This window comes from Pseudomonas parafulva NBRC 16636 = DSM 17004 (genome assembly GCF_000730645.1).
Lineage (GTDB): Bacteria > Pseudomonadota > Gammaproteobacteria > Pseudomonadales > Pseudomonadaceae > Aquipseudomonas > Aquipseudomonas parafulva.
In genome coordinates, this window is record NZ_BBIU01000019.1 from 98,433 (window position 1) to 123,109 (window position 24,677).

General features: G+C 62.6%; 23 protein-coding genes and 1 pseudogene. 8 read left to right on the forward strand and 16 right to left on the reverse strand.

Annotated elements, in window-relative coordinates:
- The first annotated feature begins 2 nt into the window (after positions 1-2).
- Positions 3-1,100, forward strand: coding sequence for a DUF1513 domain-containing protein (locus tag PPA02S_RS14165; RefSeq protein WP_028635156.1), 1,098 nt, complete (start codon positions 3-5; stop codon positions 1,098-1,100).
- Positions 1,101-1,160: 60 nt separating this feature from the next.
- Here PPA02S_RS14165 and PPA02S_RS14170 read toward each other — a convergent pair whose 3' ends face one another.
- The 5 genes and pseudogenes from PPA02S_RS14170 to colR all read right to left on the reverse strand — a co-directional run bounded on the left by PPA02S_RS14170 (position 1,161) and on the right by colR (position 4,289).
- Positions 1,161-1,391 carry a hypothetical protein gene (locus tag PPA02S_RS14170; RefSeq protein WP_028635157.1) on the reverse strand — a complete coding sequence of 77 codons (231 nt, stop codon included), beginning with the start codon at positions 1,389-1,391 and terminating at the stop codon, positions 1,161-1,163.
- A pseudogene (locus PPA02S_RS22745) lies at positions 1,388-1,528 on the reverse strand (lipopolysaccharide kinase InaA family protein); the annotation flags it as partial. The gene PPA02S_RS14170 and the pseudogene PPA02S_RS22745, both read right to left, overlap by 4 nt.
- Complete coding sequence (locus PPA02S_RS14175) at positions 1,521-2,201, reverse strand: class I SAM-dependent methyltransferase (RefSeq protein ID WP_028635158.1); 681 nt, start codon at positions 2,199-2,201, stop codon at positions 1,521-1,523. The pseudogene PPA02S_RS22745 and the gene PPA02S_RS14175, both read right to left, overlap by 8 nt.
- Before the next feature lie 107 nt (positions 2,202-2,308).
- Positions 2,309-3,616: a sensor histidine kinase gene (locus PPA02S_RS14180; RefSeq protein ID WP_028635159.1), complete on the reverse strand. Its 1,308-nt coding sequence runs from the start codon at positions 3,614-3,616 to the stop codon at positions 2,309-2,311.
- Positions 3,606-4,289 (reverse strand): two-component system response regulator ColR, encoded by a 684-nt coding sequence (gene colR, locus PPA02S_RS14185; protein WP_023534349.1) that lies wholly within the window; start codon positions 4,287-4,289, stop codon positions 3,606-3,608. The genes PPA02S_RS14180 and colR overlap by 11 nt, the downstream gene beginning before the upstream one ends.
- Before the next feature lie 182 nt (positions 4,290-4,471).
- On the opposite strand from colR, the gene PPA02S_RS14190 reads away from it, so the two are divergent.
- Entirely contained in the window at positions 4,472-5,200 is a 729-nt protein-coding gene (locus tag PPA02S_RS14190; RefSeq protein ID WP_028635160.1) for a phosphatase PAP2 family protein, read from the forward strand.
- A gap of 78 nt (positions 5,201-5,278) precedes the next feature.
- Here PPA02S_RS14190 and groL read toward each other — a convergent pair whose 3' ends face one another.
- The 5 genes from groL to PPA02S_RS14215 all read right to left on the reverse strand — a co-directional run bounded on the left by groL (position 5,279) and on the right by PPA02S_RS14215 (position 9,918).
- Positions 5,279-6,922, reverse strand: a complete 1,644-nt coding sequence (groL, locus tag PPA02S_RS14195) for a chaperonin GroEL (RefSeq protein ID WP_028635161.1) — start codon at positions 6,920-6,922, stop codon at positions 5,279-5,281.
- Between the two features lie 49 nt (positions 6,923-6,971).
- Positions 6,972-7,265 (reverse strand): co-chaperone GroES, encoded by a 294-nt coding sequence (locus PPA02S_RS14200; RefSeq protein ID WP_003251905.1) that lies wholly within the window; start codon positions 7,263-7,265, stop codon positions 6,972-6,974.
- 273 nt (positions 7,266-7,538) lie between these two features.
- Complete coding sequence (locus tag PPA02S_RS14205; RefSeq protein WP_028635162.1) at positions 7,539-8,003, reverse strand: FxsA family protein; 465 nt, start codon at positions 8,001-8,003, stop codon at positions 7,539-7,541.
- Positions 8,004-8,070: 67 nt separating this feature from the next.
- Positions 8,071-8,802, reverse strand: coding sequence for a HugZ family pyridoxamine 5'-phosphate oxidase (locus PPA02S_RS14210; protein WP_028635163.1), 732 nt, complete (start codon positions 8,800-8,802; stop codon positions 8,071-8,073).
- A 105-nt stretch (positions 8,803-8,907) separates the two neighbouring features.
- The gene (locus tag PPA02S_RS14215) at positions 8,908-9,918 is read right to left on the reverse strand and encodes a DUF481 domain-containing protein (protein ID WP_028635164.1); all 1,011 of its coding nucleotides are present in this window, start codon (positions 9,916-9,918) and stop codon (positions 8,908-8,910) included.
- A 152-nt stretch (positions 9,919-10,070) separates the two neighbouring features.
- Here PPA02S_RS14215 and PPA02S_RS14220 point away from each other — a divergent pair, with 152 nt between their 5' ends.
- The gene (locus PPA02S_RS14220) at positions 10,071-10,424 is read left to right on the forward strand and encodes an MGMT family protein (protein ID WP_028635165.1); all 354 of its coding nucleotides are present in this window, start codon (positions 10,071-10,073) and stop codon (positions 10,422-10,424) included.
- Positions 10,425-10,467: 43 nt separating this feature from the next.
- The gene (locus tag PPA02S_RS14225; protein WP_028635166.1) at positions 10,468-11,994 is read left to right on the forward strand and encodes an AmpG family muropeptide MFS transporter; all 1,527 of its coding nucleotides are present in this window, start codon (positions 10,468-10,470) and stop codon (positions 11,992-11,994) included.
- Positions 11,995-12,046: 52 nt separating this feature from the next.
- Here the strand turns inward: PPA02S_RS14225 and PPA02S_RS14230 are convergent, their stop codons facing one another.
- From PPA02S_RS14230 to PPA02S_RS14240, 3 genes are all read right to left on the reverse strand, one after another.
- Positions 12,047-13,267 carry an MFS transporter gene (locus PPA02S_RS14230; protein WP_028635167.1) on the reverse strand — a complete coding sequence of 407 codons (1,221 nt, stop codon included), beginning with the start codon at positions 13,265-13,267 and terminating at the stop codon, positions 12,047-12,049.
- Between the two features lie 114 nt (positions 13,268-13,381).
- Entirely contained in the window at positions 13,382-14,224 is an 843-nt protein-coding gene (locus PPA02S_RS14235; protein WP_028635168.1) for a mechanosensitive ion channel family protein, read from the reverse strand.
- Between the two features lie 112 nt (positions 14,225-14,336).
- Positions 14,337-14,822 (reverse strand): YajQ family cyclic di-GMP-binding protein, encoded by a 486-nt coding sequence (locus tag PPA02S_RS14240; RefSeq protein ID WP_028635169.1) that lies wholly within the window; start codon positions 14,820-14,822, stop codon positions 14,337-14,339.
- A gap of 101 nt (positions 14,823-14,923) precedes the next feature.
- Here PPA02S_RS14240 and PPA02S_RS14245 point away from each other — a divergent pair, with 101 nt between their 5' ends.
- The 3 genes from PPA02S_RS14245 to PPA02S_RS14255 are packed head-to-tail and all read left to right on the forward strand — an operon-like array spanning position 14,924 to position 18,474.
- Complete coding sequence (locus PPA02S_RS14245) at positions 14,924-15,841, forward strand: putative 2-dehydropantoate 2-reductase (protein ID WP_028635170.1); 918 nt, start codon at positions 14,924-14,926, stop codon at positions 15,839-15,841.
- Positions 15,842-15,878: 37 nt separating this feature from the next.
- Positions 15,879-17,906 (forward strand): sensor histidine kinase, encoded by a 2,028-nt coding sequence (locus PPA02S_RS14250; RefSeq protein WP_028635171.1) that lies wholly within the window; start codon positions 15,879-15,881, stop codon positions 17,904-17,906.
- 1 nt (position 17,907) lies between these two features.
- A complete protein-coding gene (locus PPA02S_RS14255; protein ID WP_028635172.1) occupies positions 17,908-18,474 on the forward strand; it encodes a cob(I)yrinic acid a,c-diamide adenosyltransferase in 567 nt (188 codons plus the stop codon).
- Positions 18,475-18,491: 17 nt separating this feature from the next.
- Here PPA02S_RS14255 and PPA02S_RS14260 read toward each other — a convergent pair whose 3' ends face one another.
- The 3 genes from PPA02S_RS14260 to secA form a co-directional block, all read right to left on the reverse strand.
- A complete protein-coding gene (locus tag PPA02S_RS14260; protein ID WP_028635173.1) occupies positions 18,492-19,436 on the reverse strand; it encodes a Nudix family hydrolase in 945 nt (314 codons plus the stop codon).
- A 108-nt stretch (positions 19,437-19,544) separates the two neighbouring features.
- Positions 19,545-20,762, reverse strand: a complete 1,218-nt coding sequence (argJ, locus tag PPA02S_RS14265; protein ID WP_028635174.1) for a bifunctional glutamate N-acetyltransferase/amino-acid acetyltransferase ArgJ — start codon at positions 20,760-20,762, stop codon at positions 19,545-19,547.
- A 146-nt stretch (positions 20,763-20,908) separates the two neighbouring features.
- The gene (gene secA, locus PPA02S_RS14270; protein ID WP_028635175.1) at positions 20,909-23,644 is read right to left on the reverse strand and encodes a preprotein translocase subunit SecA; all 2,736 of its coding nucleotides are present in this window, start codon (positions 23,642-23,644) and stop codon (positions 20,909-20,911) included.
- 342 nt (positions 23,645-23,986) lie between these two features.
- Between secA and PPA02S_RS14275 the strand changes: the two genes are divergently transcribed.
- Positions 23,987-24,442, forward strand: coding sequence for a DUF721 domain-containing protein (locus tag PPA02S_RS14275; RefSeq protein WP_028635176.1), 456 nt, complete (start codon positions 23,987-23,989; stop codon positions 24,440-24,442).
- Positions 24,443-24,677 lie beyond the last annotated feature (235 nt).

A 24,677-nucleotide genomic window follows, 5' to 3' on the forward strand; every position in this document is an offset into this window, starting at 1 on the left:
TCATGCTGCGACGCCAGGCCCTGAAACTCGGTAGCGTTCTGCTCAGCGCCCTGACCTTGGGCGGCTGGAGCCTTTCGCGCCATAAAGGTAGCGAACCCCTGCTGCTCTCGGCGCGTGATGATGGCGACGGCAAGCACTATGCCGTCGGGTTTCGCCTGGACGGCACCCAGGTATTCAGCACCCAGGTGGCCCAGCGTTGCCATGCCATTGTTCACCATCCCAAGCAGCCAGTAGCCTTGTTCGTTGCCCGGCGCCCTGGCACCGAAAGCTACCTGATCGACCTGCGCGATGGGCGTTTGCTGCAAACCGTGGCCTCTCAGCCCAACCGCCACTTCTATGGCCATGCCGTGGTGCACAAGGAGGGTGAGTGGCTGTACGCCACCGAGAACGACACCACCGACCCAGGGCGCGGCGTGCTGGGTGTGTACCGCTTCGAAGGCGAGCGCCTGATGCACACGGGTGAACTCAGCACCCATGGCATTGGCCCCCACGAGGTGGCCTGGCTACCGGACGGCGAGACCCTGGTGGTGGCCAACGGCGGCATTCGGACCGAGGCAGAAAGCCGGGTGGAGATGAACCTCGACGCCATGCAGCCGAGCCTGGTACTGATGCAGCGTGACGGTACCTTGCTGAGCAAGGAAACCTTGGCCCAGCAAATGAACAGCGTTCGCCACTTGGCGGTGGGCAGCGATGGCACCATTGCCGTCTGCCAGCAGTTCATGGGCGACGCTACCGAAACGGCCGAGTTGCTGGCGATCAAGCGCCCAGGCCAGCCATTCCAGGCTTTTCCGGTACCAGAGCAGCAACTGCAGGCCATGGCCCAGTACACCGCCAGCGTGGCCATCCACAGCGAACTGCGCCTGGTGGCGCTGACCGCACCGCGGGCCAACCGCCTGTTCGTGTGGGACCTAGACAGCGGTGCAGTGCGCCTGGATGCCCCTATGCCGGATTGCGCAGGGGTCGGGGCGGTCGAGGACGGTTTCGTGGTGACTTCCGGGCAGGGACGCTGCCGCTTCTACGATTGCCGCAAGCCCGAGCCGCTGGCGCAGCCGATGAACCTGCCGTCGGGGTTCTGGGACAACCACCTGCACCTGGTCTAAATACGCCCTCACCCCTCATATGCCCCCTCGGCGGGGGCAGGGCAAGTAAAGGGCGCCGGCTCATCCAAACGGCCGCAACCCCTGGCGCATGCCGAACAGGAACAGCAACAGGTCGTGATCCGGCTGCACCTTCGCCGTCTGCGGCTTGATCAGCCGCGGCAATGCGCATTGCTCGGCCATCTCGGCCTTGCTGAACACCACAAGCTTTGGCTGCTCCCAGGCAGCCACTGCGATGGTGGTCACCGCCAGGCCCGCTACCAGGAACAAAGCTCGAGCTATTTCTAGTTTCATTGCTCTAACCCTTTGACAGCGCTGCCAAACGCCACTTGATAAAAGTAGAGCAACGTCTGCCATTCTGCATCGTTCAGCGACGAGTGGCGGCGCAACTGGCGCAGGTCGGTGGCCGCTGCCCGTTGGCAGCTACCCCTTGCGCAATACATACACGCGCCACATCGCATAGAACGGCAGGAAGTCGAGACGCTCCTGAATGCGGAACCCGGCAGCCTCGAATTCTGCTTCTACTGTTTCAGCGGGTAACACAAAACGGTTCTGGTAGTTGTCCTGCGCGACTTCAGCGCTGCGACGACGCTCCAGTTTCTTGCGCCGCCAAGCCTTGAAGTTACCATCAACCCAGAGTGAAACGATCACGCTGTCACGCGTAACACGTTGAAACTCCTTGAGAATGACCTTTCTGTGAGCTGCCTCGCCAATGTGGTGGAACAGCCGCATGCAAAAAATGCTGTCTACCGAGTTGTCGGGCAGGTCGATCGCGAATGCTGATGTCTGCAAAGGCCGTACCCGCGCGACCACTTCGGGGGGCTGTGCCGCACACGCGGTGTCGATCATCGCCTGGGAGTTATCCGCGCCAATGATGATTCGGTTGTTTTTTTCGGCCAGCAGCGGCCAGAAGCGCCCCGCCCCACAAGGTAAGTCCAGCACCAGGCCAGGCTCACCCGCCAGGGCCAGGGCACGGCGCGCCAGCTGCTCGTCGCGCTTGTGGGACAAGCGGCGGGCAAGGCCGTCCTGGTGCTTCAAGAAGTACGCGTGGGCGTGGGTCTTGTCGTACTTCTGGGAAAACTCGAGGTTGATGGGGCTACGCATCGGGCATCTCCTGATTCCAATGCCGCGAGCTTAGGCAGCCAAGCGTAGGAATCAGGTCATGCCGGTGTGAAAATTATGTCGTAGACCAATACCTTTCTTACAGGTTATTACGAAAGTACATCAGGGTCGCCTTTCGCTACCGTGCTGCTGAGGTCAACGTGGAACCGGCAACCATGGGGCTGGGCCGAGGTCAGGGTCACGTGCCAGCCTTGGTCGTCGCAGATCCGCTGCACCAGCGACAGCCCCAGCCCCAGGCCCTCGCCACGCCGCTCGTCGCCACGCACGAATGGCTTGAACATTGCCTCGCGCTGCTCTTCCGGTATACCCACGCCGCTGTCTTCAACGGTGAACCCGCTGGCTTCGAGGGTAAGCCGAATGTAGCCGCCGTCGGTGTAGTGCGCCGCATTACGCAACAGGTTGCCCATCACCGATTGCAGGAAGGTGGCGTTATACAGCACCGGGCCGGCACTGCTGCGGCCTTCGTAGTGCAGGGTCAGGCCCTTCTGCTCGATGGTGTCGCGCCATACCCCGATCAGCTCGTCACCCACTTCGCGCAGGGTCGCCCTGGATGCCACCGCGCCTTCGTCGCGCTGGGCACGGGCCAGCATCAGGAAGGTCTTGACCAGTTCGCGCATTTCTTCGGTGGCCCGTGCCACGCGCTCGACCTGGCTGCGTGAGCGGGCATCCAGCGCCGGGTTCTCCATCAGCAGTTCGCACGAGGTTGCCAGCACCATCAGGGGGGTACGCAACTCATGGCTGACGTCACTGGTAAACAGCCGTTCACGGGTCAGCGCATCGCGCAGGCGGCCCAGGGTGTCATCGAATGCCACCGCCAGTTGGCCCACCTCGTCGGCGGCGTAGTCTGGCGCCAGCGGCGGTGCCAACCCCAGCAACTGGTCCCGGTGGCGTACCTGGCGGGCCAGGCGGATCACGGGCGCCATCACCCGACGGGCCAGCAACCAGCCCAGTATCACCGCAAGCACGAGGCTGAGCACGAAGCCCACCACCACCACCGCGAACAGCACCCGCTCGCGCTCCTCGAAGTCGCTCTGGTCCTGCAACAGCACGTAGCGGCGGCCGTCGACGATCTCGACCATGGCGTGATAGGACAACTGGTCGCGAAACACCTCGTGGAAACCACGGTCCAGGTGGCGCAGGTCCTTGGGCAACTCGAAGTCGTCACGCCCGCCGCTGAAATAGAACAACTGGTCAGGCCTGGGCCGGTGGCTCCAGTCACTGACACTGTCCATGCGCAGCAGGCGCTGCAGGTCGCCCCCCAGCACCGAGGAAATCAGCCGCTCCTCCACCAGGTGCACGGTGGAGACGATACCGAAGGCGAACGCCCCGGCCACCAGCGCGCTCATCAGCGCGAAGGCGATGATGATGCGTTGGGCAAGGCTTTGCTTAAACTCCATCGCGGCCCTCGGCGAGGCGATAGCCGACGCCATGGACGGTATGCAACAGGGGTTTCTCGAAAGGCTTGTCGATCACCTGGCGCAGCTGGTGCACGTGGCTGCGCAGGCTGTCGCTGTCGGGGCAATCGTCGCCCCACAGGGCTTCTTCCAGCACCTCGCGGCGCAGCACATGGGGGCTTTTCTGCATGAGTACAGCGAGCAGTTTCAGGCCCACCGGGTTGAGCTTCAGCAAGCGGCCCTGACGGCTGACTTCGAGGGTATCCAGGTCGTAGCTCAGGTCTGCCACCTGCAAGGTACGGCGCCCGCCGCCCTGGGCCCGACGCAGCACGGCCTCGATGCGCGCCGACAATTCTGACAGCGCGAAAGGCTTGAGCAGATAGTCGTCAGCACCGGAGCGGAAGCCTTGCAGGCGGTCGTCCAGCTGGTCGCGGGCCGTCAGCATGATGACCGGTGTGTCGCGGCGGGCATCCTCACGCAGACGCTTGCACAGGGTATAGCCATCAATGCCAGGCAGCATGATGTCGAGCACGATCAGGTCATAGTGCTCGGTGGCGGCCAGGTGCAGGCCGGACAGCCCATCCTGGGCGCAGTCGACGGTGTAGCCCTTCATGCCCAGGTAATCGGCAAGGTTGGCCAGGATATCGCGGTTGTCTTCAACCAAAAGGATGCGCATTGGGGTCTCCTGTGCGGCGCTTCTCGCTGTGGTGCGCGGCAGGCGCAGCTTACGGCCTCTGTTGCGGCGGTGCCACCCCCGGCGCACATTCAGGCTGCTTGACGGTTTTTTCACCGATCCTTCACGAACGCAGGATAGCGGACAGCAGACAATGCGCGACCTTCTCGCGCCCTGGAGCCGCCATGCAGCAAGCAACCGTACCCCGTCCGATCAATTTCTGGCTGTACCTGGGCATCCCGGCGGCCACCGCACTGGGGCTGATCCTGCTCGAACTGACGTCAGTGGACATGGACCTGGCCACGTTGTTTTTCGACAACGCCTCGGGCCAGTTCATCGGCCGCCACAGCTACCTGCTGGAGAACATCCTGCATGACCGGGTAAAGCAGGGCGTCATGGTGATGGGGATAATGGCACTGGTTGTGTTCACTGCCAGCTTCTTCATCAAGCGGCTGTTCGGCTGGCGGCGTGAGCTCGGTTGCCTGGTGCTGGCCCTGGGGCTTTCCACCGCATTCGTCACACCGCTTAAAAAGATCACCCAGGTACAGTGCCCGTGGAGCCTCACGCAATTCGGCGGCACGGAAACCTACAGCAAACTGCTGGAACCCCGCCCTGCCACCGCCAAGCCGGGGCTGTGCTGGCCAGGCGGTCACGCCACGACCGGCTTCTGCCTGTTCGCCCTGTTCTTCGCCTTGCGTGACCGCAAGCCGCGCTTGGCACGGGCGGCACTGGCGGTAGCGTTCGTGGCGGGGTCGGTGCTGTCCCTCGGGCGAATGATGCAGGGCGCGCACTTTCTCTCACACAACCTGTGGACCGCCGTGTTCTGCTGGCTGATCGGCCTGGGGTCGTACTACCTGATTCTCTACCGCCACCGGCCCGTCAACGTACCAGCCATTGGGCGCGGCGCGGCGTAAGCCCACCTTTGAACGCGCAAAAAAATGCCCCGGCTCTCGCGAGCCGGGGCATTGGGTGCCGCTGGGGGTAAGGCTGGCTTACATCATGCCGCCCATGCCACCCATGCCGCCCATGTCAGGCATGCCGCCAGCTGCCGGCTTGTCTTCCGGCAGGTCTGCAACCATGGCTTCGGTGGTGATCATCAGACCGCCGATCGAAGCAGCTGCTTGCAGGGCCGAACGGGTGACCTTGGCTGGGTCCAGGATGCCCATCTCGATCATGTCGCCGTATTCGCCGGTAGCCGCGTTGTAGCCGTAGTTACCCGAACCTTGCTTGACCTTGTCAGCCACAACGCTTGGCTCGTCGCCGGCGTTGGCAGTGATCTGACGCAGCGGCGATTCGACAGCGCGACGCAGCAGGGCGATACCGACGTTCTGGTCTTCGTTGTCGCCTTTCAGGTCAACGATGGCAGCCAGGGCGCGCACCAGGGCAACGCCACCGCCAGGTACCACGCCTTCTTCAACGGCTGCACGGGTAGCGTGCAGGGCGTCTTCAACGCGGGCTTTCTTCTCTTTCATTTCAACTTCGGTGCCGGCACCGACCTTGATCACGGCAACACCGCCGGCCAGCTTGGCCAGGCGCTCTTGCAGCTTCTCACGGTCGTAGTCCGAGGAAGTCTCTTCGATCTGAGCACGGATCTGCTTGACGCGTGCTTCGATCTCGCCGTCGGCGCCAGCGCCGTCGATGATGGTGGTGTTTTCCTTGGACAGGATCACGCGCTTGGCGTTACCCAGGTGCTCCAGGGTAGCGGTTTCCAGGGACAGGCCGATTTCTTCGGAAATAACCTGGCCGCCGGTCAGCACAGCGATGTCCTGCAGCATGGCCTTGCGGCGGTCGCCGAAGCCAGGTGCCTTGACCGCAGCTACCTTGACGATGCCACGCATGTTGTTGACGACCAGGGTCGCCAGCGCTTCGCCTTCAACATCTTCGGCAACGATCAGCAGTGGGCGACCGGCCTTGGCAACGGCTTCCAGAACAGGCAGCAGCTCGCGGATGTTGGAGATTTTCTTGTCGACCAGCAGCAGCAGCGGGCTTTCCAGCTCGGCAACCATGGTGTCTGGCTTGTTGATGAAGTACGGCGACAGGTAGCCACGGTCGAACTGCATGCCTTCTACCACAGACAGTTCGTTTTCCAGGCCCGAGCCTTCTTCAACGGTGATAACGCCTTCCTTGCCGACTTTTTCCATGGCTTCGGCGATGATCTCACCGATGGAGCTGTCGGAGTTGGCGGAGATGGTACCTACCTGAGCGATGGCCTTGGAGTCGGCGCAAGGCTTGGACAGGTTTTTCAGCTCGGCAACGATGGCAGCAGTGGCCTTGTCGATACCGCGCTTGAGGTCCATCGGGTTCATGCCGGCAGCGACGGCTTTCAGGCCTTCGTTGACGATCGACTGGGCCAGAACGGTGGCGGTGGTGGTGCCGTCACCGGCAGCATCGTTGGCCTTGGAAGCGACTTCCTTGACCAGCTGGGCGCCCATGTTCTCGAAGGCGTCTTTCAGCTCGATTTCTTTGGCAACGGAAACGCCGTCCTTGGTGATGGTCGGCGCACCGAAGCTCTTGGCCAGTACCACGTTACGGCCTTTCGGGCCGAGGGTCGCTTTTACCGCGTCAGCCAGAACGTTGACACCCACCAGCATTTTCTTGCGAGCGGAATCACCGAATTTTACGTCTTTAGCAGCCATGATCGTTTAATCCTTGAAAATCTTTGGAGTAACGGGAAGTCGGGGGAAATCAGCCTTCGACAACGGCCAGGATTTCGTTTTCGGCCATGACCAGCAGGTCTTCGCCGTCGACTTTCACGGTGTTGCTACCCGAGTACGGGCCGAAAACCACTTTGTCACCCACTTTGACGGCCAGCGCACGTACTTCACCGTTGTCCAGGACGCGGCCGGTGCCGACAGCGACGACTTCGCCGCGGTTGGGTTTTTCAGCGGCCGAACCCGGCAGGACGATACCGCCAGCGGTTTTCGATTCTTCTTCGCTGCGACGGATGACGACGCGGTCATGCAGAGGACGAAGCTTCATTGTCGATCTCTCCCAAATTGTGGTTTTCATCGGCCGGTGTCGACACCGGCGGGTTGATGCTGTCCGGCGTTGCCGGAAGGCCGCTCGCACGGGGCGAACCGCCTGAGTAATGTCTGGTGTTGCCACCAGAAACCTTGCGGTGTCCACTACATGAGGTCGGCCAATTCGATTACAAGGCTTGGGTTGGAAATTTTTTTACCGGGGGGCGGTACAAGGCAGGTTCAGGCATGGGGCTGCTGCGCAACCCCTTCACAGCGGTGTCACCGGGGCAGGTTATTTATCGCGGCGCTCATACTCGCCCTCGATCACGTTCGGCCGATGGCCGCCGTCACGGGGGGGCTGGGCCTGGAACGGGTCGTCCTGAAAGGCTCGCTGGCGCATGGCCTGGGCCTCGGCGCGTTCGCGCATCTTGCGCGCCGCCAGATGACGGGTGAACGGCAGCAGGCACAGCAGGCCGAGCACGTCGCTGATAAAACCGGGGATGAGCAGCAGGCCACCGCCCACCGCCAGCATCATGCCCTGGAACATGTCCTCGGCTGGCAACTCGCCGCGCTGCAGGCTCTCACGGGCACGCAACGCCGTGGCCAAGCCGGCCACGCGCATCACCAGTACGCCCAGGGCGGAGCCGGCGATGATCAGCAGCAAGGCCGGGAAAAAGCCGATGGCAGCGCTTACTTTCACGAAAACGAACAGTTCCAGCACCGGGAACAGAAGCAGCAGCAATAGAAAAACACGCATCAAAGCATTCCTCGTCGGAAGACACCCTTCCAGTAAGACCAACAGATGGATGCTTGTGCTCCGTTTTTCAAGCAGGCGCATCGCAGGCGATTGGCCATTGGTCGGCGCGGGCCAGCAAAACCAAGGCCTCGCGCACTTGTGTCGGCGTATTGCAAATACTCGGGAAAGGCAGCCAGTGAACCGCCTGGCCGATGCGCAAGTGCATGCCTTCGCTGTCCACTCCGGCCATGCAGGCCGGGGCATCGTTGGGCAAACCGGTAAGCTGCACGTAATGCGCAAGGGCGTTGGCGTGGTCGCTGTTCATGTGCGCGACCATGCCCGCCTCCGCCTGGCCGGCAAACGGGTTGGCGAGGGTTACCTGGTCGAGCCAGTGAATGGCACCGAAGCCGCCGATATAGCGGTGCCGTACTGGCACCAGGGTCCAGAAGTCGAAGTCATGGGCGCTGTGGTAATCGGCCGCATCCGGGAAGTAGCGGTAGTAGCGCTGTGCGGCGGCGTCGATAGCAGCCTGGTCGAGCAGCTTGTGGGCCTGGGCCATTACCGTCAGGCGCCCAACCGCCTGCACGTCTTGGGCCTCCCGCTCACCCACCAGCAACGAGCACTTGGGGTCTTTCTGCAAGTTGTGGGTGTGCTGTGCGATGCGGCTGATCAGAATCAGGGGGTTGCCCTGGGCGTCCAGGCAATAGGGCACCACCGAGCCGAAGGGGTAACCGGGCATCGACTTGGAATGGGTCGACAACACGCCACGGTATTCCTTGAGCAGCAATTCCCGGGCGGGACGGATGGCATTCTGGCTCACGGCTAACTCCTCAGGGTTGGAGCCTTACACGCTACAAGCTTCGTGCAGCAAGAAAAAGGGGCCATCGCATGGCCCCTTCCCTTCAGGCTTGCAGCGTACGGCGCTTTACCAGGTAACGCCAAAGCCTGCGGTGTAGCGGGTCTTGTCCAGGTCGCTGTCGCGGGTGCCGGTGATGATGTCTTTTTCAGCCTTGAGGTTGAGCGATGCCCATTCGGTAACCTTGTAGCGCAGGCCCATCTCGGCATCCAGCGAGTAGTCGGCCACGTTGCCCAGGGGTTTGGCCAGCTCGCCATTGGTGAAGAACTGCACTTTCTTGCCAATCAGGTAGCGGGTGTAGTCCCACTTCATCGCAGCCGAATAGAAATTGTCCTTGCCGCCGTCCTGGTACTCGTAATCGGTGCGGTTGAGCAGCGAGCCCAGCGAGAAGGCACCCAGTTCGTCGTCCCAGAACTGGTAACCCGGGCCGGTACCTACGGTGCGCTGGCGAGCCAGGTCTTCGACATGGTCACGCTTGTATTCCAGGCGCCCTTGCCAGAACCATTTCTCGGTCAGGAAACGGTCCAGCGCGTATTCGGCGCTCCAGTTGTCCGTGGTGGTAACGTCGTCCTTGGTCTCACGGTTGTACTCGCCTTCGGCAGTATGCCGCCAGCGACCGTGGCGGGCAGTGGTCTTGAAGCCGACGTCATAATCATCGGTATCGTTCTCTGCGCGCTTGTAATCCAGCGCGACGTCGACGTTACCCTTCCAGACCAGGTCCTCGACCACCGGCTTGGGCTTCATGATCTGCTCGATACTGGCAAGCTCCACCGTTTTCGGGGCCTCGCCATTGGCCAGGGTCACCTTGCCAGGCTCGGCGGCCTTGAGTGACTTGGCCTTCTCGCCGGTGTAGGCGTCCTGTTTGACCAGCAGTTCCTGGTCGCTTTCCAGGGTCTTCACTTGCTTCCAGTCAAGGGCGATTGCGCCGCCGTAAGGCGTTTCGAGCAGCAACTTGCCGCCATCGAAAACTTTGATCTTGCCGCTCAAGCGGTCACCGTTCTTCATCCAGACGGTATCGGCCAACGCGGGCGAGGCGCAAAGTGAGGCGGCGAGCAAGGGCAACAGGGATCTAAGAGACATAAGCGGGCTACGGGTTCGATTTGGCGAGAAAAGCCGGGCATTATCCAGATACCGCCGGCCGGAGCAAGGACAGACCCGACGCTTGCCATTGAGTTCCACTCTCATTTGTAATGCCGCCGGTCCGGTTTCATCTACAGCCCAGAGAAGGCGCGATGTCTGATAGCCCTGCACTTATGACTGAAACTGCAGAACACCGACGAACGGCACTCTATTCAGTGCTGGGCCAAGTGCCACCGGGCAAGGTGGTGAGCTACGGCCAGTTGGCCGAGCTGGCTGGGCTGGGGCGCGCGGCGCGCTGGGTGGGCCGCACGCTGTCGCAGTTGCCCGAGGGCACACGCCTGCCCTGGCATCGTGTACTGGGCGCAGGCGGGCGCCTTAGCCTGGCGTCCGGTACGCCTTCGGGGGATGAACAGCGGGCCAGGCTGCGTGCCGAGGGCGTGAATGTGGCCAACAATCGTGTGGATATGACGCGCCATGGCTGGCGCCCGATGGAGCACAGCGGTTAGAGTGCGCGCTTTGTTCTGGAAAACTTGAGGCAGATGTTGGTCCATGCCCCGTAAAACCTGGCGCGCTGCGCTCGCTGCCTATGCCAGCCCGTCAACCCTGGTGCTTTTGCTGCTCGGCTTTGCCGCCGGCCTGCCTTACATGCTGGTTTTCTCAACTCTTTCGGTATGGCTGCGCGAAGCGGGCGTGGCCCGGGAGACCATTGGTTATGCCAGCCTGATCGGCCTGGCCTACGCCTTCAAATGGGTGTGGTCGCCCTTGCTCGACCAATGGCGCCTGCCACTGCTCGGTGGCCTGGGCCGCCGTCGCTCATGGTTACTGCTGTCACAGATACTGGTGGTGATCGGGCTGGTTGGCATGAGCTTGTGCGACCCACAGCAGCACCTGTCGTGGCTGATCGCGCTGGCGGTGCTGGTGGCATTTGCATCTGCCACCCAGGACATTGCCGTGGATGCCTATCGCCTGGAAATCGCCGATGACCAACGCCAGGCAGCCCTGGCGGCCAGCTACATGGCCGGCTACCGCGTAGCGGCCTTGCTTGCCACGGCCGGTGCCCTGTTTTTTGCCGAATGGTTCGGCTCCACCGGGTTCAGCTACCTGCACAAAGCCTGGGCCGGTACCTACGTGATGTTTGCAGTGATGATGCTGCCGGCCCTGTTCACCACCCTGGTCATGCGTGAGCCGCCTGTGCCCATGCGCACCCAACTGTCGGCGGCGCGCTACGGCCTGGCTCACCAGCTGGCATCGGTGTTCGTACTGATCATCCTGCTGGTGTCGGTGCCGGCCAGTTTCACGCAGATGTTCAATACCGGCTGGTCAAGCGTGATATCGGGCGAAACCAGCCCGCTCGACCTGCTGCTCGAAGACCGGGCATTCCTGCGCCTGATCCTGTACGTGCTGCTGAGCTGGGCCTGCCTGTCGAGCCTGGGGCGTCGAGGCCTTGCGCCTGTGCTCACGCCGGTCAACGACTTCATCACCCGCTACCGCTGGCAGGCACTGCTGCTGTTGGGGCTGATCGCCACGTACCGCATGTCGGACACGGTCATGGGTGTGATGGCCAACGTGTTCTACATTGACATGGGCTTCACCAAGGACCAGATCGCGAGCGTCAGCAAGATCTTCGGCCTGATCATGACGCTGGTGGGCGCGGGTGTTGGCGGGTTGCTGATCGTGCGCTTCGGCATCATGCCGATCCTGTTCATCGGTGGCGTGGCCTCGGCGGCGACCAACATCCTGTTCGTGATGCTGGCAGACATGGGCCCCAACCTCGAAATGCTGGTGGTGACCATCTCGCTGGACAACTTCAGTTCCGGCATGGCCACATCGGCCTTCGTCGCCTACCTGTCCAGCCTGACCAACCTGAAATTCTCCGCCACGCAGTACGCACTGCTCAGCTCGATCATGCTGCTGTTGCCGCGGTTGATCGGCGGTTATTCAGGGGTGATGGTGGAGAAGTTCGGCTACCACGATTTCTTCCTGATCACCGCACTGCTGGGGGTACCCACCCTGATCCTGATCGCCCTGCAGTGGCGTCAGGACAGTGCCCGCGGTAAACGGCCAGCCGAGCAGTGAGGGCATACAGGTGTTCGGCTTGAGGGGTTTCCGCCTGTGAGATCGGGTGGTTTCAATCGCGCCCGATCACCCACCAGAGCGGCCACAGTGCCAGGCCCCCTGCTACGCCGGCTGCCACGGCAAAATGCAGCAGGCTGGCACCCGCTCCGATCATTGCCAACACAGCGCCACCCAGCCCCAGCAAGGCAATGGTGATCATGCCCAGCATGGCCGATACCAGCCCCTTGCTCTGCACGCTGGAAAACAACGTCATGCGGTACAGCACCGCGTTCGCCACACCCAACCCCAGGGCATACAACGACATCCCCGCCACCACGCTCGGTACGCTCGGCCAGTACCAGGTCGCCAGCACCATCAGGCCCAACCCCGCCAGGTACGGCCATAGCGCCCCGCGCACCAGCACAGGTAACGGGTAGCGATCGGCGATGTGGTTGATGATCAGGTTGCCAGCAATCAGCCCACCGAACACCGGCAACTGCCACAGCGCATAGGCCAGGGTGCTCAGCCCTTCGTCATGAATCAGCAGCACCGGGGACAGCCCGATCCAGCCGATCAGCGGCAGGCCGACCAGGCCCAGCGCAGCACTGCCAGCGACAAAGCGGCGGTTGGCCAGCAACTGGCCGTAGCCTGCCAGCAGGGGCAACAGGTGAATGGGGGTAAACGCCAATCGCGAGCCGTCGCGGCGCTCCACCCCGAGGGTTTCCGGCATCAGGCGATACAGCAGCAACCACGCCGCCACCGCACCGACGGCGAATGCCACGAACAGCCAGCGCCAGTCCAGCCACTGCAACATCAGCGTGCCCACCAATGGCCCAAGCAGCGGTGACAGCAAGGCGATGTTGGCCAGCAAGGCCATCATGCGCACCGCATCCGCCTCACTGAAAGCCTCGTTCAGCGCGGGGTAACTGACCGTCACCACAAAGCCAAGGCCAATGCCCTGCAGCAACCGCAGCAGGTTGAACAGGCCGATGTCATGCACCCAGAACGTACCCAGGCAGGCCAGGCCAAAGAACGCACAGCCAACCAGCAGCAACGGCCTGCGCCCATAGCGGTCGGCCAGCGGGCCGATCAGCCATTGCAGCACCACCCCACCCAGCAGATACAGGTTAAGGGCATGGGGAATGTATTCAGGGCTGGCGTTCAGTTCGCCCACCACCACCGGCATGGCCGGCATCACGGCGTCACTGGCCAAGTACGTCAGCAACTCGAACAGGGCCAGCGTCAGGCCGAACAACAGGGCACGCAGGGGGGTTATATACAGCAGTGGCTTCATGATGGCGCATCAGGTAGGCAGCAAGGGTCAGGCTATATGCCAGAAATACCCGTATGTTGCTGTGAACAAGTGTAAAAGGATGGGGCCATTGCGCGCCCCACCCTCGATGCCGGGTTACTGCGCAGCTGTTTCCTGCACCACGCGGATGACCCGTTGCGGGAACGGAATGTCGATGCCCTCGGCCTTGAGGCGGTCACGGGCCTGCTCGTTGAGCATGAAAATCACGTCCCAGTAGTCCGAGGTCTTGGTCCACAGGCGCAGCGACACGGTGATGGAGCTGTCACCCAGGGTGGATACCACAGCCACGGGTGCGGGGTCGGCCAGCACGCGCGGGTCCTGGGCCAGCTCCAGCAGCACATTGCGAGCCTTCTGCAAATCGGCCTCGTAGTCCACGCCAACGTCGAACACCACCTTGCGCGTCGGCTGGCGGTTGGTGTTGGTGATGATACCGTTGGACAAGGTGCCGTTGGGCAGGATCACGGTCTTGTTGTCACCGGTACGCAGCACGGTGTGGAAGATCTGGATGCTGTCCACGGTACCGCTCACCCCCTGCGCCTCGATCCAGTCGCCGATGCGGAACGGGCGGAACAGCAGAATCAGCACGCCACCGGCAAAGTTGGCCAGGCTGCCCTGCAGCGCAAGGCCGATGGCCAGGGTGGCACCACCGATGGCAGCGACGAACGAGGTGGTTTCGATGCCGATCATCGACGCCACGCTGATGGCCAGCAGGATCTTCAGCACGATGTTGGCCAAGGTGCGGATGAAGTTCTGCAGTGCCGGGTCGTGTACCCGCAGGCCCACGAGCTTGGCCAGCCGGTCGCTGACCTTGTTGGTAACCCACCAGCCAATGGCCAGGGTCACCAGCGCCAATAACAGGCGGCTGCCGTACTCCATGACCATCGGGATCCAGGTGGCGGTTTGGCGGACGAGCTGATCGACCTCAGCGTTCAAATCCATAGTCATCTCCTGACGCCGAGCGGCGATTGCACAATACACCGGGCCGCCAGCCTTTCAGCGGCCCCGGCCCCCATGGACAGCCACAACCGGCCAGGGGTTCCAGCAAGGGAAGTCAGTCGCGGAAGTTGTTGAACTGCAGCGGCATGTCGAATTCCTTGGTACGCAGCAGGGCAATGGCCTCCTGCAGGTCGTCACGCTTCTTGCCGGTGACGCGCACTTGCTCACCCTGGATGGAAGCCTGAACCTTGAGCTTGCCATCCTTGATGGTGGCCACGATCTTCTTCGCCAGGTCCTTGTCGATGCCTTCGCGGAACTTGGCTTCCTGCTTCTTTTCCTTGCCCGATGGGTAGGGGTCTTTGGCTTCCAGGCACTTCACGTCGATCTTGCGCTTGACCAGGGCCAGGCGCAGGATTTCAAGCATGGCCTCCAGCTGGAACTCTTCTTCGGCAGTGAGCATGACGGTCTGCTCCTTGTCCTTGAACTCGAAGCTGCCCTTGCCCTTGAGGTCGTAACGGCGGTCCAGTTCCTTGATGGCGTTGTCGACCGCGTTCTGCACTTCGTGCTTGTCCAGTTCCGATACCACGTCGAACGAAGGCATGGTTGTTCTCCCAGAAATAAAAGCGCGCTCGGGCTGAAGATGGAGCGCGCTGGGTTTGATGGTTAAAATGCGGGCTCATTATAACGGGTTGCGAAACGCATATGAGCAGCACCTGGCACATTCTCGGCGCAGGCAGCCTGGGTAGCCTGTGGGCTTGCCGGTTGGCGCGGGCGGGCACTGCCGTGCGCCTGGTCTTGCGTGATGGTCAACGTCTGCGCAGTTACCAGCTGGCCGGCGGGCTCACCCTGGCGGAGCAGGACCAGGCCAGGTGTTATGCCATACCGGGCGAAACCGCAGACGCAGCAGGCCCCATCCACCGCCTGCTCGTAGCCTGCAAGGCCTACGACGCTGCGTCGGCCGTGGCCAGCGTCGCGGCGCGCCTGGCCCCAGGCGCTGACGTGGTGTTGCTGCAGAACGGCCTGGGTAGCCAGGACGAGGTCGCCGAGCAGGTGCCCCACGCGCGCTGTATTTCCGCCTCCAGCACCGAAGGCGCCTTCCGCGAAAAGGACTGGCAGGTGCGCTTCGCCGGGCAGGGGTTCAACTGGCTGGGAGACCCAGGCAACCCGATGCCTGCAACGTGGTTCGAGGACGTACAGCGGGCGGGCATCCCGGCCGAATGGACGCCGGACATCCTCCCCCGCTTGTGGCGCAAACTGGCGCTGAACTGCGCCATCAACCCGCTGACGGTGCTGTACGGCTGCAACAACGGCGGCCTGTTGGGGCACCTGGAAGAAGTGGATGCACTGTGTACCGAACTGCAGCAGTTGCTGCACCGTTGCGGGCAGCCCCAGGCGGCGCTTGGGCTTGGCGAAGACGTGCAGCGCGTGATCCTGGCCACTGCCGCCAACTACTCTTCGATGTACCAGGACGTGCAAGCGGGCCGGCGAACCGAGGTGCACTACCTGCTCGGCCACGCGTGCCGTGCAGCCAGCCGGCACGGCCTGGCCTTGCCCCTGCTGGAACACCTGCAACAGCGCCTGGTCGATAACTTGCGTGCGCGGGGCGTGCCCTGCAATTGACCCAGCCCCTCAACCTGACACGGATACCGCCTGCCCCATGACCTTGCGCCAACGTCTGGAAAACCTGCCCGTCGGGCAGAAGCTGCTGGCGGCCCTGCTGGTCTTGCTGGTAACCATCCTGCTGGTGGCCAACCTCACCTTCATCAGTGCGGCCTACTGGATCACTCAAGAGAGCATGGCCCCGCAGGCGCTGCAGACCATTGGCCGGCTGGTGTCCAACCCACAGCTCGCGGCCCAGGCAGGGGACGACAGCGAGTCGGCCAACGCCCTGCTCAAGGAGCTGGACAGCTACACACCGCTGCGCGCCGCCGCCGTCTACGGCAGTGACGGGCGCATGCTGGCGCAACTGCAACATGGCGAGCCAATGACGCTGCCCAAACGCTTCCGCAACATCGACGGCTGGCGCCTGATGGAGTTTCGCAGCACCCAGCTGATCCGCATGCCACGCGAAGCCCGCCCCCCGGCGCACCTGTTGCTGGTGGCCAGCAGCGAGCTGCCGATGGCCTTCTACACCGGCACGCTCAGTGCCAGCCTGGCCATTCTGGTGTTCAGCATTCTGCTGTGGATCGTGATCGCCCGGCAGATCAAACGGCTGATCACCCAACCGATCAACCAGTTGGAAGAACTCAGCCGCCAGGTGACCCGCGAAGAAAGCTATGCCCTGCGCGCCCGGCGAGGCAACGACGACGAGATCGGCAGCCTGGCCGACGCCTTCAACACCATGCTCTCGCGCATCGAGGCCCGCGAGCAGCAGCTCAAGCGTGCCCGCGACGAATTCCAGGATGCCTACGACCAGGCCCAGGGGCTGGCCGAGGAAACCCGGCACACCAACCGCAAGCTGGAACTGGAAGTTCAGGTACGCAGCAAGATCGAGAAAAAGCTCACAGGCTTTCAGAACTACCTGAACAGCATCATCGACTCCATGCCCTCGGCACTGATTGCCCTGGACGAACAGCTGTACGTGACCCAGTGGAACCAGGAAGCCACCGCGCTTTCCGGCACCCGCCTGGATGAGGCGCTAAACCAGGCGGTGTTCATCGCCTTCGCGCCGCTCAAGCCGTTTTTGCCGCAACTCAAGGAAACCGTCGAAAAACACCGCGTGGCAAAGATCGAGCGTGTCACCTGGCAAAAAGGCGATGAACCGCGCCACTACGCCCTCACCTTCTACCCACTGACCGGGGGCGGTGGCCGCGGGGTGGTCATCCGTATCGATGACATCACCCAGCGCCTGTCGCTGGAAGAAATGATGGTGCAGTCGGAGAAGATGCTCTCGGTCGGCGGCCTGGCAGCGGGCATGGCCCACGAGATCAACAACCCCCTGGGTGCCATCCTGCATAACGTGCAAAACATCCGCCGGCGCCTGTCGCCCGAGCTGCCGCGCAACCTCGAACAAGCGCACGAACTGGGCATCGACCTGACCACCGTCAACCGCTACCTGCACAGCCGCGAAGTGCCGCAGCTGCTCGATGGCATTCAGCAGGCCGGCGCGCGGGCTGCAAAAATCGTCACCCACATGCTCAGTTTCAGCCGCCGCAGCAACCGCGAACTGGCGCCCTGCGACCTGCCAGCGTTGATCGACCAAGCGGTAGACATTGCCGGCAACGACTTCGACCTGGCCATCGGTTTCGACTTCAAGGGCCAGGCTATCGTGCGCCAATTCGACTCGGCGCTCGGCCCGGTGCCCTGCACTGCCAACGAGCTGGAGCAGGTGCTGCTCAACCTGCTGAAGAACGCCGCCCAGGCCATCCACCTGCGCCCGCAGCCCAGCGAGCCAGGGCGCATCACCCTGCGCACACGGCTGGCGCCGCCCTGGGCAGAAATCCAGGTGGAGGACAACGGTGTCGGCATGCCCGAGGCGGTGCGCAAGCGCACCTTCGAGCCATTCTTCACCACCAAGGAAATCGGCCAGGGCACTGGCCTGGGCCTGTCGGTGTCGTACTTCATCATCACCAACAACCACAAGGGGCAGATGGAGGTGCACTCCACGCCCGGCCAGGGTACCTGTTTCACCCTGCGCCTGCCTCTCGGCCAACCGGCACCCGTGCCGGTCATCACGGAGCAATGACATGGGCTACCGCCTGTCGAAGATCTACACACGTACCGGCGACAAGGGCGAAACCGGCCTTGGGGATGGCCGACGGGTGCCCAAGGACCACCCACGCATCGAAGCCATCGGCGAAGTGGACAGCCTCAACAGCCAGTTGGGGGTACTGCTCGCAGGCCTGGCCGAACTGGGGATGGATGAGGTGAGCAGCGTTCTGGCGCCCTGCCAGCATCGCCTGTTCGACCTGGGTGGGGAGCTGGCAATGCCCAGCTACCAGGCACTGACGCAGGCTGAAGTACTGCGCCTTGAGGCCGCCATTGATGCCTGGAACGAAGAGCTGGGGCCTTTGAAGAACTTCATTTTGCCCAGTGGTTCCGCGTTGGTGGCGCAGGCACATGTGTGTCGCAGCCTGGCACGCAGTGCCGAGCGCCGTTGCCAACACTTGAATGCCGTGGAGCCTCTGGAGGGTGTAGGGCTGGCCTACATCAACCGCCTTTCAGACCTGTTGTTCGTCGCAGCGCGAATCATTGGCCGCAGGCAGGGGGTCGCCGAAGTGTTGTGGCAGCCTGCCGAAAAGCCTGCAGGCTGACACCAAAGAGCTGCCGTTCAGGCCACAGGCCAGAACGCGCGGATGCCGGCTACCCCCTGAGCCCCGGCTTGCCAGGCCTGCTCACGCTCACCCGGCCCTACGCCGCCAAGCAGGTACACCGGCAGCGGGCACGCCGCGATCAGCCGCTGCGCCTCCTCCCAGCCCAGCGGGGCAGCGTCCGGGTGGGTCTGGGTGGCCTGTACAGGGGACAACGTGACAAAGTCGACCCCCATCTGCTGTGCCAGGGCCAGCTCTTCGGCGTTGTGGCAGGACGCTGCCAGCCACCGGTCGGTGGGGAACGGCCGGCCCTTGGGCGCATATTTGCGCAGTTGCGCCGCCGTCAGGTGCCAGCCCGCCGCAGGGAAGTCGCCCAGCCATTCCAGCGGGCCTTTGAGCATCAACTGCGCCTTGCCGGCGCACAGCCCGACCGCATCCACCGCCACATCACGGTACTTGGGGTCGTACATGTCCGGTGCACGCAACTGGATCAGGCGCAGGCCACCGGCCACCGCTTTCTGAATGCCCTTGAGCAGTTGCGGCACTTCCAGCTCATCGGGGGTGATCAGATATTGGTCAGGCAAGCGTGCAGCGGCAACAATGGGCCTGTTGGCCTGCGGGAAGTCGTACTGGGCCAGGTCCCGCGGTGCCACCCAGGCCAGCGGCTGGCCCTCGGCGCCATGGGGTTCGCCCTCGAACGCATCGACTTCGCGAACCTCCAGCAGCACGTGCTTGTCGGGGTAGTCGTGGCTGACCTTGATCAGGGGGCGCGAACGCGTCACCCGAATGCCCAGCTCTTCGTTGAGCTCGCGGGCCAACGCCGCCTCGACGCTTTCACCCGCCTCCACCTTGCCACCCGGAAACTCCCAAAGGCCACCTTGGTGCTGGGTATCGGCGCGGCGTGCAATCAGGATGCGACCATCCAGGCCACGAATCACGGCGGCTACAACATGAATCCGTTTCACCGCTTACGCTCCACCGGGTTCAAGGCTGGCACGCTGTGTTGAAGAAAGCCCATGGTTCGGCTCCTTTTGGCGTTGAAATGGCGGGGCCGGCAGGCAGCCCCGGCTGTATCAGGTACGGTACTCGGCGTTGATCTTCACGTACTCGTGGGAGAGGTCGGTGGTCCAGATGGTTTCATTGCACTGGCCGCGGCCCAGTTCGATGCGGATGGTGATTTCTTCCTGAGCCATCACCTTGGCACCCTGGTCCTCGGTGTAGCTTGGGCTACGGCAGCCCTGACTGGCGATGCACACGCTGTCCAGGTAGACATCGATCAGGCTCACATCAAGCGCCGGCACACCGGCACGGCCAACGGCGGCGAGGATACGGCCCCAGTTCGGGTCCGAGGCAAACAACGCAGTCTTGATCAGCGGCGAGTGGGCCACCGCGTAACCGACGTCCAGGCATTCCTGGTGGTTGCCGCCGCCATTCACCTGCACGGTCACGAACTTGGTGGCACCCTCGCCGTCACGCACAATGGCCTGGGCCACTTCCATGCACACCTCGAACACTGCCTTCTTCAGCGCTTCGAACAGTGCACCGCTGGCTTCGGTCACTTCCGGCAGGTTGGCCTTGCCAGTGGCAATCAGCATGCAGCAGTCGTTGGTCGAGGTGTCGCCATCGATGGTGATGCGGTTGAACGACTTGTTGGCGCCGTCCAGCATCAGGTCCTTGAGCACTGCCGGTGCCACTTTGGCATCGGTGGCGATGTAGCCAAGCATGGTCGCCATGTTCGGGCGGATCATGCCTGCACCCTTGCTGATGCCGGTCACGGTGACGGTGACGCCCTCGTGCTGGAACTGGCGGCTGGCGCCCTTGGGCAGGGTGTCAGTGGTCATGATGCCGGTGGCGGCTTCAGCCCAGTTGTTTTCCGACAGGTTGTCCAGGGCAGCCTGCAAGGCGCCTTCGATCTTCTCTACCGGTAGCGGCTCACCGATTACACCGGTCGAGAATGGCAGCACCGACTCGGCCGGCACACCCGCCAGCTCGGCCAGCTTGGCGCAGGTACGTTCGGCGGCGGCAAGGCCCGGCGCACCGGTGCCGGCGTTGGCATTGCCGGTGTTGGTCAACAGGTAGCGCACGGTACCCTGCACGCGTTGCTTGGACAGGATCACCGGGGCCGCGCAGAACGCGTTGAGGGTGAACACGCCCGCTACGCTGGAGCCTTCGGCGCAGCGCATGACCACCACATCCTTGCGCCCTGGGCGCTTGATGCCGGCAGAAGCGATACCGAGTTCAAAACCCGGAACCGGGTGCAGGGTGGGCAGAGGACCAAGACCAACAGCCATTAGAGCGCTCCTAGACAATAGAGTTGATATCGAAAGACGAGGCCGCTGCTACAGGATTGTCGCGGTTCCTGTAGCAGCGGCCTTGTGTTGCGAGAGGGCCGCAAAGCGCCCCCCCGGATGTTTCAGCCTGCAGCGAACCGGTCAGGTCACTCGATCTGGCCGTGGCAGTGCTTGAATTTCTTGCCCGAGCCACACCAGCATGGCTCGTTGCGGCCCAGCTTCTGGTCATTGCGCACAGGGGCAGTGGCCACGGCCACCTCAGCACCCTCTTCGCTCAACTGCTCGCTTTCCAGGCCTGGCGCCGGTGCATGTTCGAACTGCATGCGGCTGGCCAGCTCTTCGGCATCGCGACGCAGACGCGCCTCTTCTTCTTCCGGGTCTTCGCGGCGAACCTGAACGTGCGACAGCACGCGGATGGCGTCGCGCTTGATCGACTCGAGCAGTTCCTGGAACAGGGTGAACGACTCGCGCTTGTACTCCTGCTTGGGGTTTTTCTGGGCATAGCCACGCAGGTGGATACCGTGGCGCAGGTGATCCATGGTGGACAGGTGGTCCTTCCACAGGTCGTCCAGTACACGCAGCAGAATCTGCTTCTCGAAGGTACGCAGTGCGTCGATACCCGCCTGGTCTTCCTTCTCGGTGTAGGCGGTGGTGATCTCGTTGAGCAACTTCTCGCGCAGGGTTTCTTCGTAAAGGTGGTCGTCCTCGTCGAGCCACTGCTGGATGGGCAGCTTCATGGCGAAATCACTGGCAAGCGACGCCTCCAGGCCAGCCACGTCCCACTGCTCGGGCAGCGATTGCGGCGGGATATGCTGGCTGATGGTAGCGTCCAGCACTTCCTTGCGGAATTCGACGATGGTGTCGCCCACGTTCTCGGCCGCCAGCAGGCTGTTGCGCATGTGGTAGATCACCTTGCGCTGTTCGTTGGCCACGTCGTCGTATTCGAGCAGCTGTTTACGGATGTCGAAGTTGCGCCCTTCTACCTTGCGCTGGGCCTTCTCGATGGCGTTGGTGACCATGCGGTGTTCGATGGCCTCGCCAGACTGCATGCCCAGCGCCTTCATGAAGTTCTTCACCCGGTCGGACGCAAAGATACGCATCAGGCTGTCTTCGAGCGACAGGTAGAAGCGGCTGGAGCCCGGGTCACCCTGGCGGCCCGAACGGCCACGCAGCTGGTTGTCGATACGGCGCGATTCATGGCGCTCGGAGGCGATGACATGCAGGCCACCCGACTCGATCACCTGTTGGTGGCGCTTCTGCCAGTCGGCCTTGATCTGGGCGATCTGCTCGGCGGTGGGGCTGTCCAGCGCAGCCACTTCAGCTTCCCAGTTGCCGCCCAGCAGGATGTCGGTACCACGGCCGGCCATGTTGGTGGCGATGGTCAGCGCGCCCGGCGCACCGGCCTGGGCGATGATCTCGGCTTCCTTCTCGTGGTACTTGGCGTTGAGCACCTTGTGGTCAATGCCTTCTTTCTGCAGAAGGTTGGACATGTGCTCGGAGGTCTCGATGGTGGCAGTACCCACCAGCACCGGGCGCCCCAGCTTCATGCTTTCCTTGATGTCGGCGATGATCGCGGCATATTTCTCGTCTGCGGTCAGGTACACCAGGTCATTGTGGTCCTTACGCGCCAGCGGCTTGTTCGGCGGGATGACCATCACGTTCAGGGCATAGATTTGCGCGAACTCGAACGCCTCGGTATCGGCGGTACCGGTCATGCCGGACAGCTTGGTGTACAGGCGGAAGTAGTTCTGGAAGGTGGTGGAGGCCAGGGTCTGGCTCTCTGCCTGGATGTTGAGGTTTTCCTTGGCCTCGATGGCCTGGTGCAGGCCCTCGGACAAGCGACGGCCCGGCATGGTGCGGCCGGTGTGTTCGTCGATCAGCAGGACCTGGCCGTCCTGGACGATGTACTCGACGTTGCGGTGGAACAGCTTGTGCGCACGCAGGCCGGCGTACACGTGGGTCAGCAACCCCAGGTTGTGCGCCGAGTACAGGCTCTCGCCCTCGGCCAGCATGCCGGACTGGGTGAGCATTTCTTCGATGAACTGGTGACCGGCTTCGTTCAGCTCGACCTGGCGGCTCTTCTCGTCGATGGAGAAGTGGCCTTCTTGGGTGACCTGGCCTTCCACTTCTTCGATGTGCTGGGTCAGGCGCGGGATCAGGCGGTTGATCTCGATGTACAGCTTTGAGCTGTCTTCGGCCTGGCCAGAGATGATCAGCGGGGTACGCGCTTCGTCGATGAGGATGGAGTCCACTTCGTCGATCACGGCGAAGTTCAGCTCACGCTGGAATTTCTCGTCCTGGCTGAACGCCATGTTGTCGCGCAGGTAGTCGAAACCGAATTCGTTGTTGGTGCCGTAGGTGATGTCGGCGGCATAGGCGGCGCGCTTTTCTTCAGGCGGCTGGAAGGCCGAGACGATACCGACCGAGAGGCCGAGGAATTCGTACAGCGGGCGCATCCAGTTGGCGTCACGGCGGGCCAGGTAGTCGTTGACGGTGACCACGTGTACGCCTTTGCCGGACAGGGCATTGAGGTAGACGGCCAGGGTACCGACCAAGGTCTTGCCTTCACCGGTGCGCATTTCTGCGATCATGCCCTCGTGCAGGGTCATGCCGCCGATCAGCTGCACGTCGAAGTGGCGCATGCCCATCACGCGCTTGCCAGCCTCACGGGCCACGGCGAAGGCTTCGGGCAGCAGTTGGTCCAGTGTCTCGCCTTTGGCCAGGCGCTCCTTGAACTCTGCGGTCTTGCCCCGCAGTTGCTCGTCGGAGAGGGCCACCATCTTCTCTTCGAAGGCATTGACGATACTCACCGTCTTGAGCATGCGTTTGACTTCACGCTCGTTCTTGCTTCCAAAAAGTTTCTTTAACAAAGGCGCAAACATATCGGCAGGATCTTCCACACGTAGGGATGGAGGGCGGCCCCGTGAGTCGCCCGTGCAGCCCTGAGGCCGCATGCGAACGAGCATTCTACCCGGAAACGATGGTGAGGAAAGTGGTGGATTCCACGATGCTGGCACAGCGCTTTGGCAGGGGCGTGTCTTAGATTGGGCCATTTTCCCTGAGTTCAAGGTTTGCCGTGATGAAACGTTCAGGCAGCGTGTGGCAAAAGCTTGATTTGCATCATGAAAGCACACGCCTGAGTGGTCACGGGGAGGCCTGCGAAAAGGCCGTCAGCGATCACAGAGGTGCTAAACTGCCGATCTTGTAACCTCATGCGTACCCCCATGGCCTTCAAACCTTCCTCTGCCCAGCTGCCGTCCGCCCTGCTGCGCCAGGTGCGCCCGCTGCGCCTGCTGTTGAACCAGGCCGAACGCCTGGAGCATTTGCAGCGTTTGCTGGAAAGCCAACTGCAGCCGGCTGCGCGCGAGCACTGCCATGTGGCGTCGTGGCGTGACGGCACGTTGCTGCTGGTGGTGACCGATGGCCATTGGGCGACTCGCCTGCGCTACCAGCAGAAGCGTTTGGTGGCGGCGTTGCAGGCCATGGAGGCGTTCGGCAACCTCAGGCGCATCCTGTACAAAGTGCAGCCGCCGTTGGTGCCGGCCAAGCGCGGGAGCAACCTGACGGAGTTGTCGCCCAGCGCGGCCGAGAGCCTGCGTGATACGGCGCAAGGCATCACAGACCCGAAGTTGCGCGCCGCGCTGGAGCGATTGGCGGCGCATGCCCGGGACAAGGGGTGATTCGGGGCTGATGTGTCAACCTTGTCTGCGCACAGGTGTCAGCGATGTATGCGGTCTGCGCTATTTCCGGTATTCCTGGGCCCGACTGACTTAATTCGCAAATCAACCTATTCAAACTTTCGCGCACTTCAGCCAAGCCCAACCAGGGCCCACTCAGATACTCCGCACAATATTCATTCCAACTCGCTGTTGATGTTGCTGTAGATGTTGATCTTGATCTTGATCTTGATCTTCG

Bases quoted from the DNA above. Each gene is read 5' to 3' on its own strand.
- colR (WP_023534349.1), bottom strand. From the start codon at position 4,289: ATGCGCATCCTTTTGGTTGAAGACAACCGCGATATCCTGGCCAACCTT.
- PPA02S_RS14200 (WP_003251905.1), bottom strand. From the start codon at position 7,265: ATGAAGCTTCGTCCTCTGCATGACCGCGTCGTCATCCGTCGCAGCGAA.
- PPA02S_RS14205 (WP_028635162.1), bottom strand. From the start codon at position 8,003: ATGCGTGTTTTTCTATTGCTGCTGCTTCTGTTCCCGGTGCTGGAACTG.
- PPA02S_RS14250 (WP_028635171.1), top strand. From the start codon at position 15,879: ATGACCTTGCGCCAACGTCTGGAAAACCTGCCCGTCGGGCAGAAGCTG.
- PPA02S_RS14190 (WP_028635160.1), top strand. From the start codon at position 4,472: ATGCAGCAAGCAACCGTACCCCGTCCGATCAATTTCTGGCTGTACCTG.
- PPA02S_RS14175 (WP_028635158.1), bottom strand. From the start codon at position 2,201: ATGCGTAGCCCCATCAACCTCGAGTTTTCCCAGAAGTACGACAAGACC.
- argJ (WP_028635174.1), bottom strand. From the start codon at position 20,762: ATGGCTGTTGGTCTTGGTCCTCTGCCCACCCTGCACCCGGTTCCGGGT.
- PPA02S_RS14220 (WP_028635165.1), top strand. From the start codon at position 10,071: ATGTCTGATAGCCCTGCACTTATGACTGAAACTGCAGAACACCGACGA.
- PPA02S_RS14275 (WP_028635176.1), top strand. From the start codon at position 23,987: ATGGCCTTCAAACCTTCCTCTGCCCAGCTGCCGTCCGCCCTGCTGCGC.
- PPA02S_RS14240 (WP_028635169.1), bottom strand. From the start codon at position 14,822: ATGCCTTCGTTCGACGTGGTATCGGAACTGGACAAGCACGAAGTGCAG.
- PPA02S_RS14215 (WP_028635164.1), bottom strand. From the start codon at position 9,918: ATGTCTCTTAGATCCCTGTTGCCCTTGCTCGCCGCCTCACTTTGCGCC.
- PPA02S_RS14230 (WP_028635167.1), bottom strand. From the start codon at position 13,267: ATGAAGCCACTGCTGTATATAACCCCCCTGCGTGCCCTGTTGTTCGGC.
- PPA02S_RS14170 (WP_028635157.1), bottom strand. From the start codon at position 1,391: ATGAAACTAGAAATAGCTCGAGCTTTGTTCCTGGTAGCGGGCCTGGCG.
- PPA02S_RS14255 (WP_028635172.1), top strand. From the start codon at position 17,908: ATGGGCTACCGCCTGTCGAAGATCTACACACGTACCGGCGACAAGGGC.
- PPA02S_RS14235 (WP_028635168.1), bottom strand. From the start codon at position 14,224: ATGGATTTGAACGCTGAGGTCGATCAGCTCGTCCGCCAAACCGCCACC.
- PPA02S_RS14180 (WP_028635159.1), bottom strand. From the start codon at position 3,616: ATGGAGTTTAAGCAAAGCCTTGCCCAACGCATCATCATCGCCTTCGCG.
- groL (WP_028635161.1), bottom strand. From the start codon at position 6,922: ATGGCTGCTAAAGACGTAAAATTCGGTGATTCCGCTCGCAAGAAAATG.
- PPA02S_RS14225 (WP_028635166.1), top strand. From the start codon at position 10,468: ATGCCCCGTAAAACCTGGCGCGCTGCGCTCGCTGCCTATGCCAGCCCG.
- PPA02S_RS14245 (WP_028635170.1), top strand. From the start codon at position 14,924: ATGAGCAGCACCTGGCACATTCTCGGCGCAGGCAGCCTGGGTAGCCTG.
- PPA02S_RS14165 (WP_028635156.1), top strand. From the start codon at position 3: ATGCTGCGACGCCAGGCCCTGAAACTCGGTAGCGTTCTGCTCAGCGCC.
- secA (WP_028635175.1), bottom strand. From the start codon at position 23,644: ATGTTTGCGCCTTTGTTAAAGAAACTTTTTGGAAGCAAGAACGAGCGT.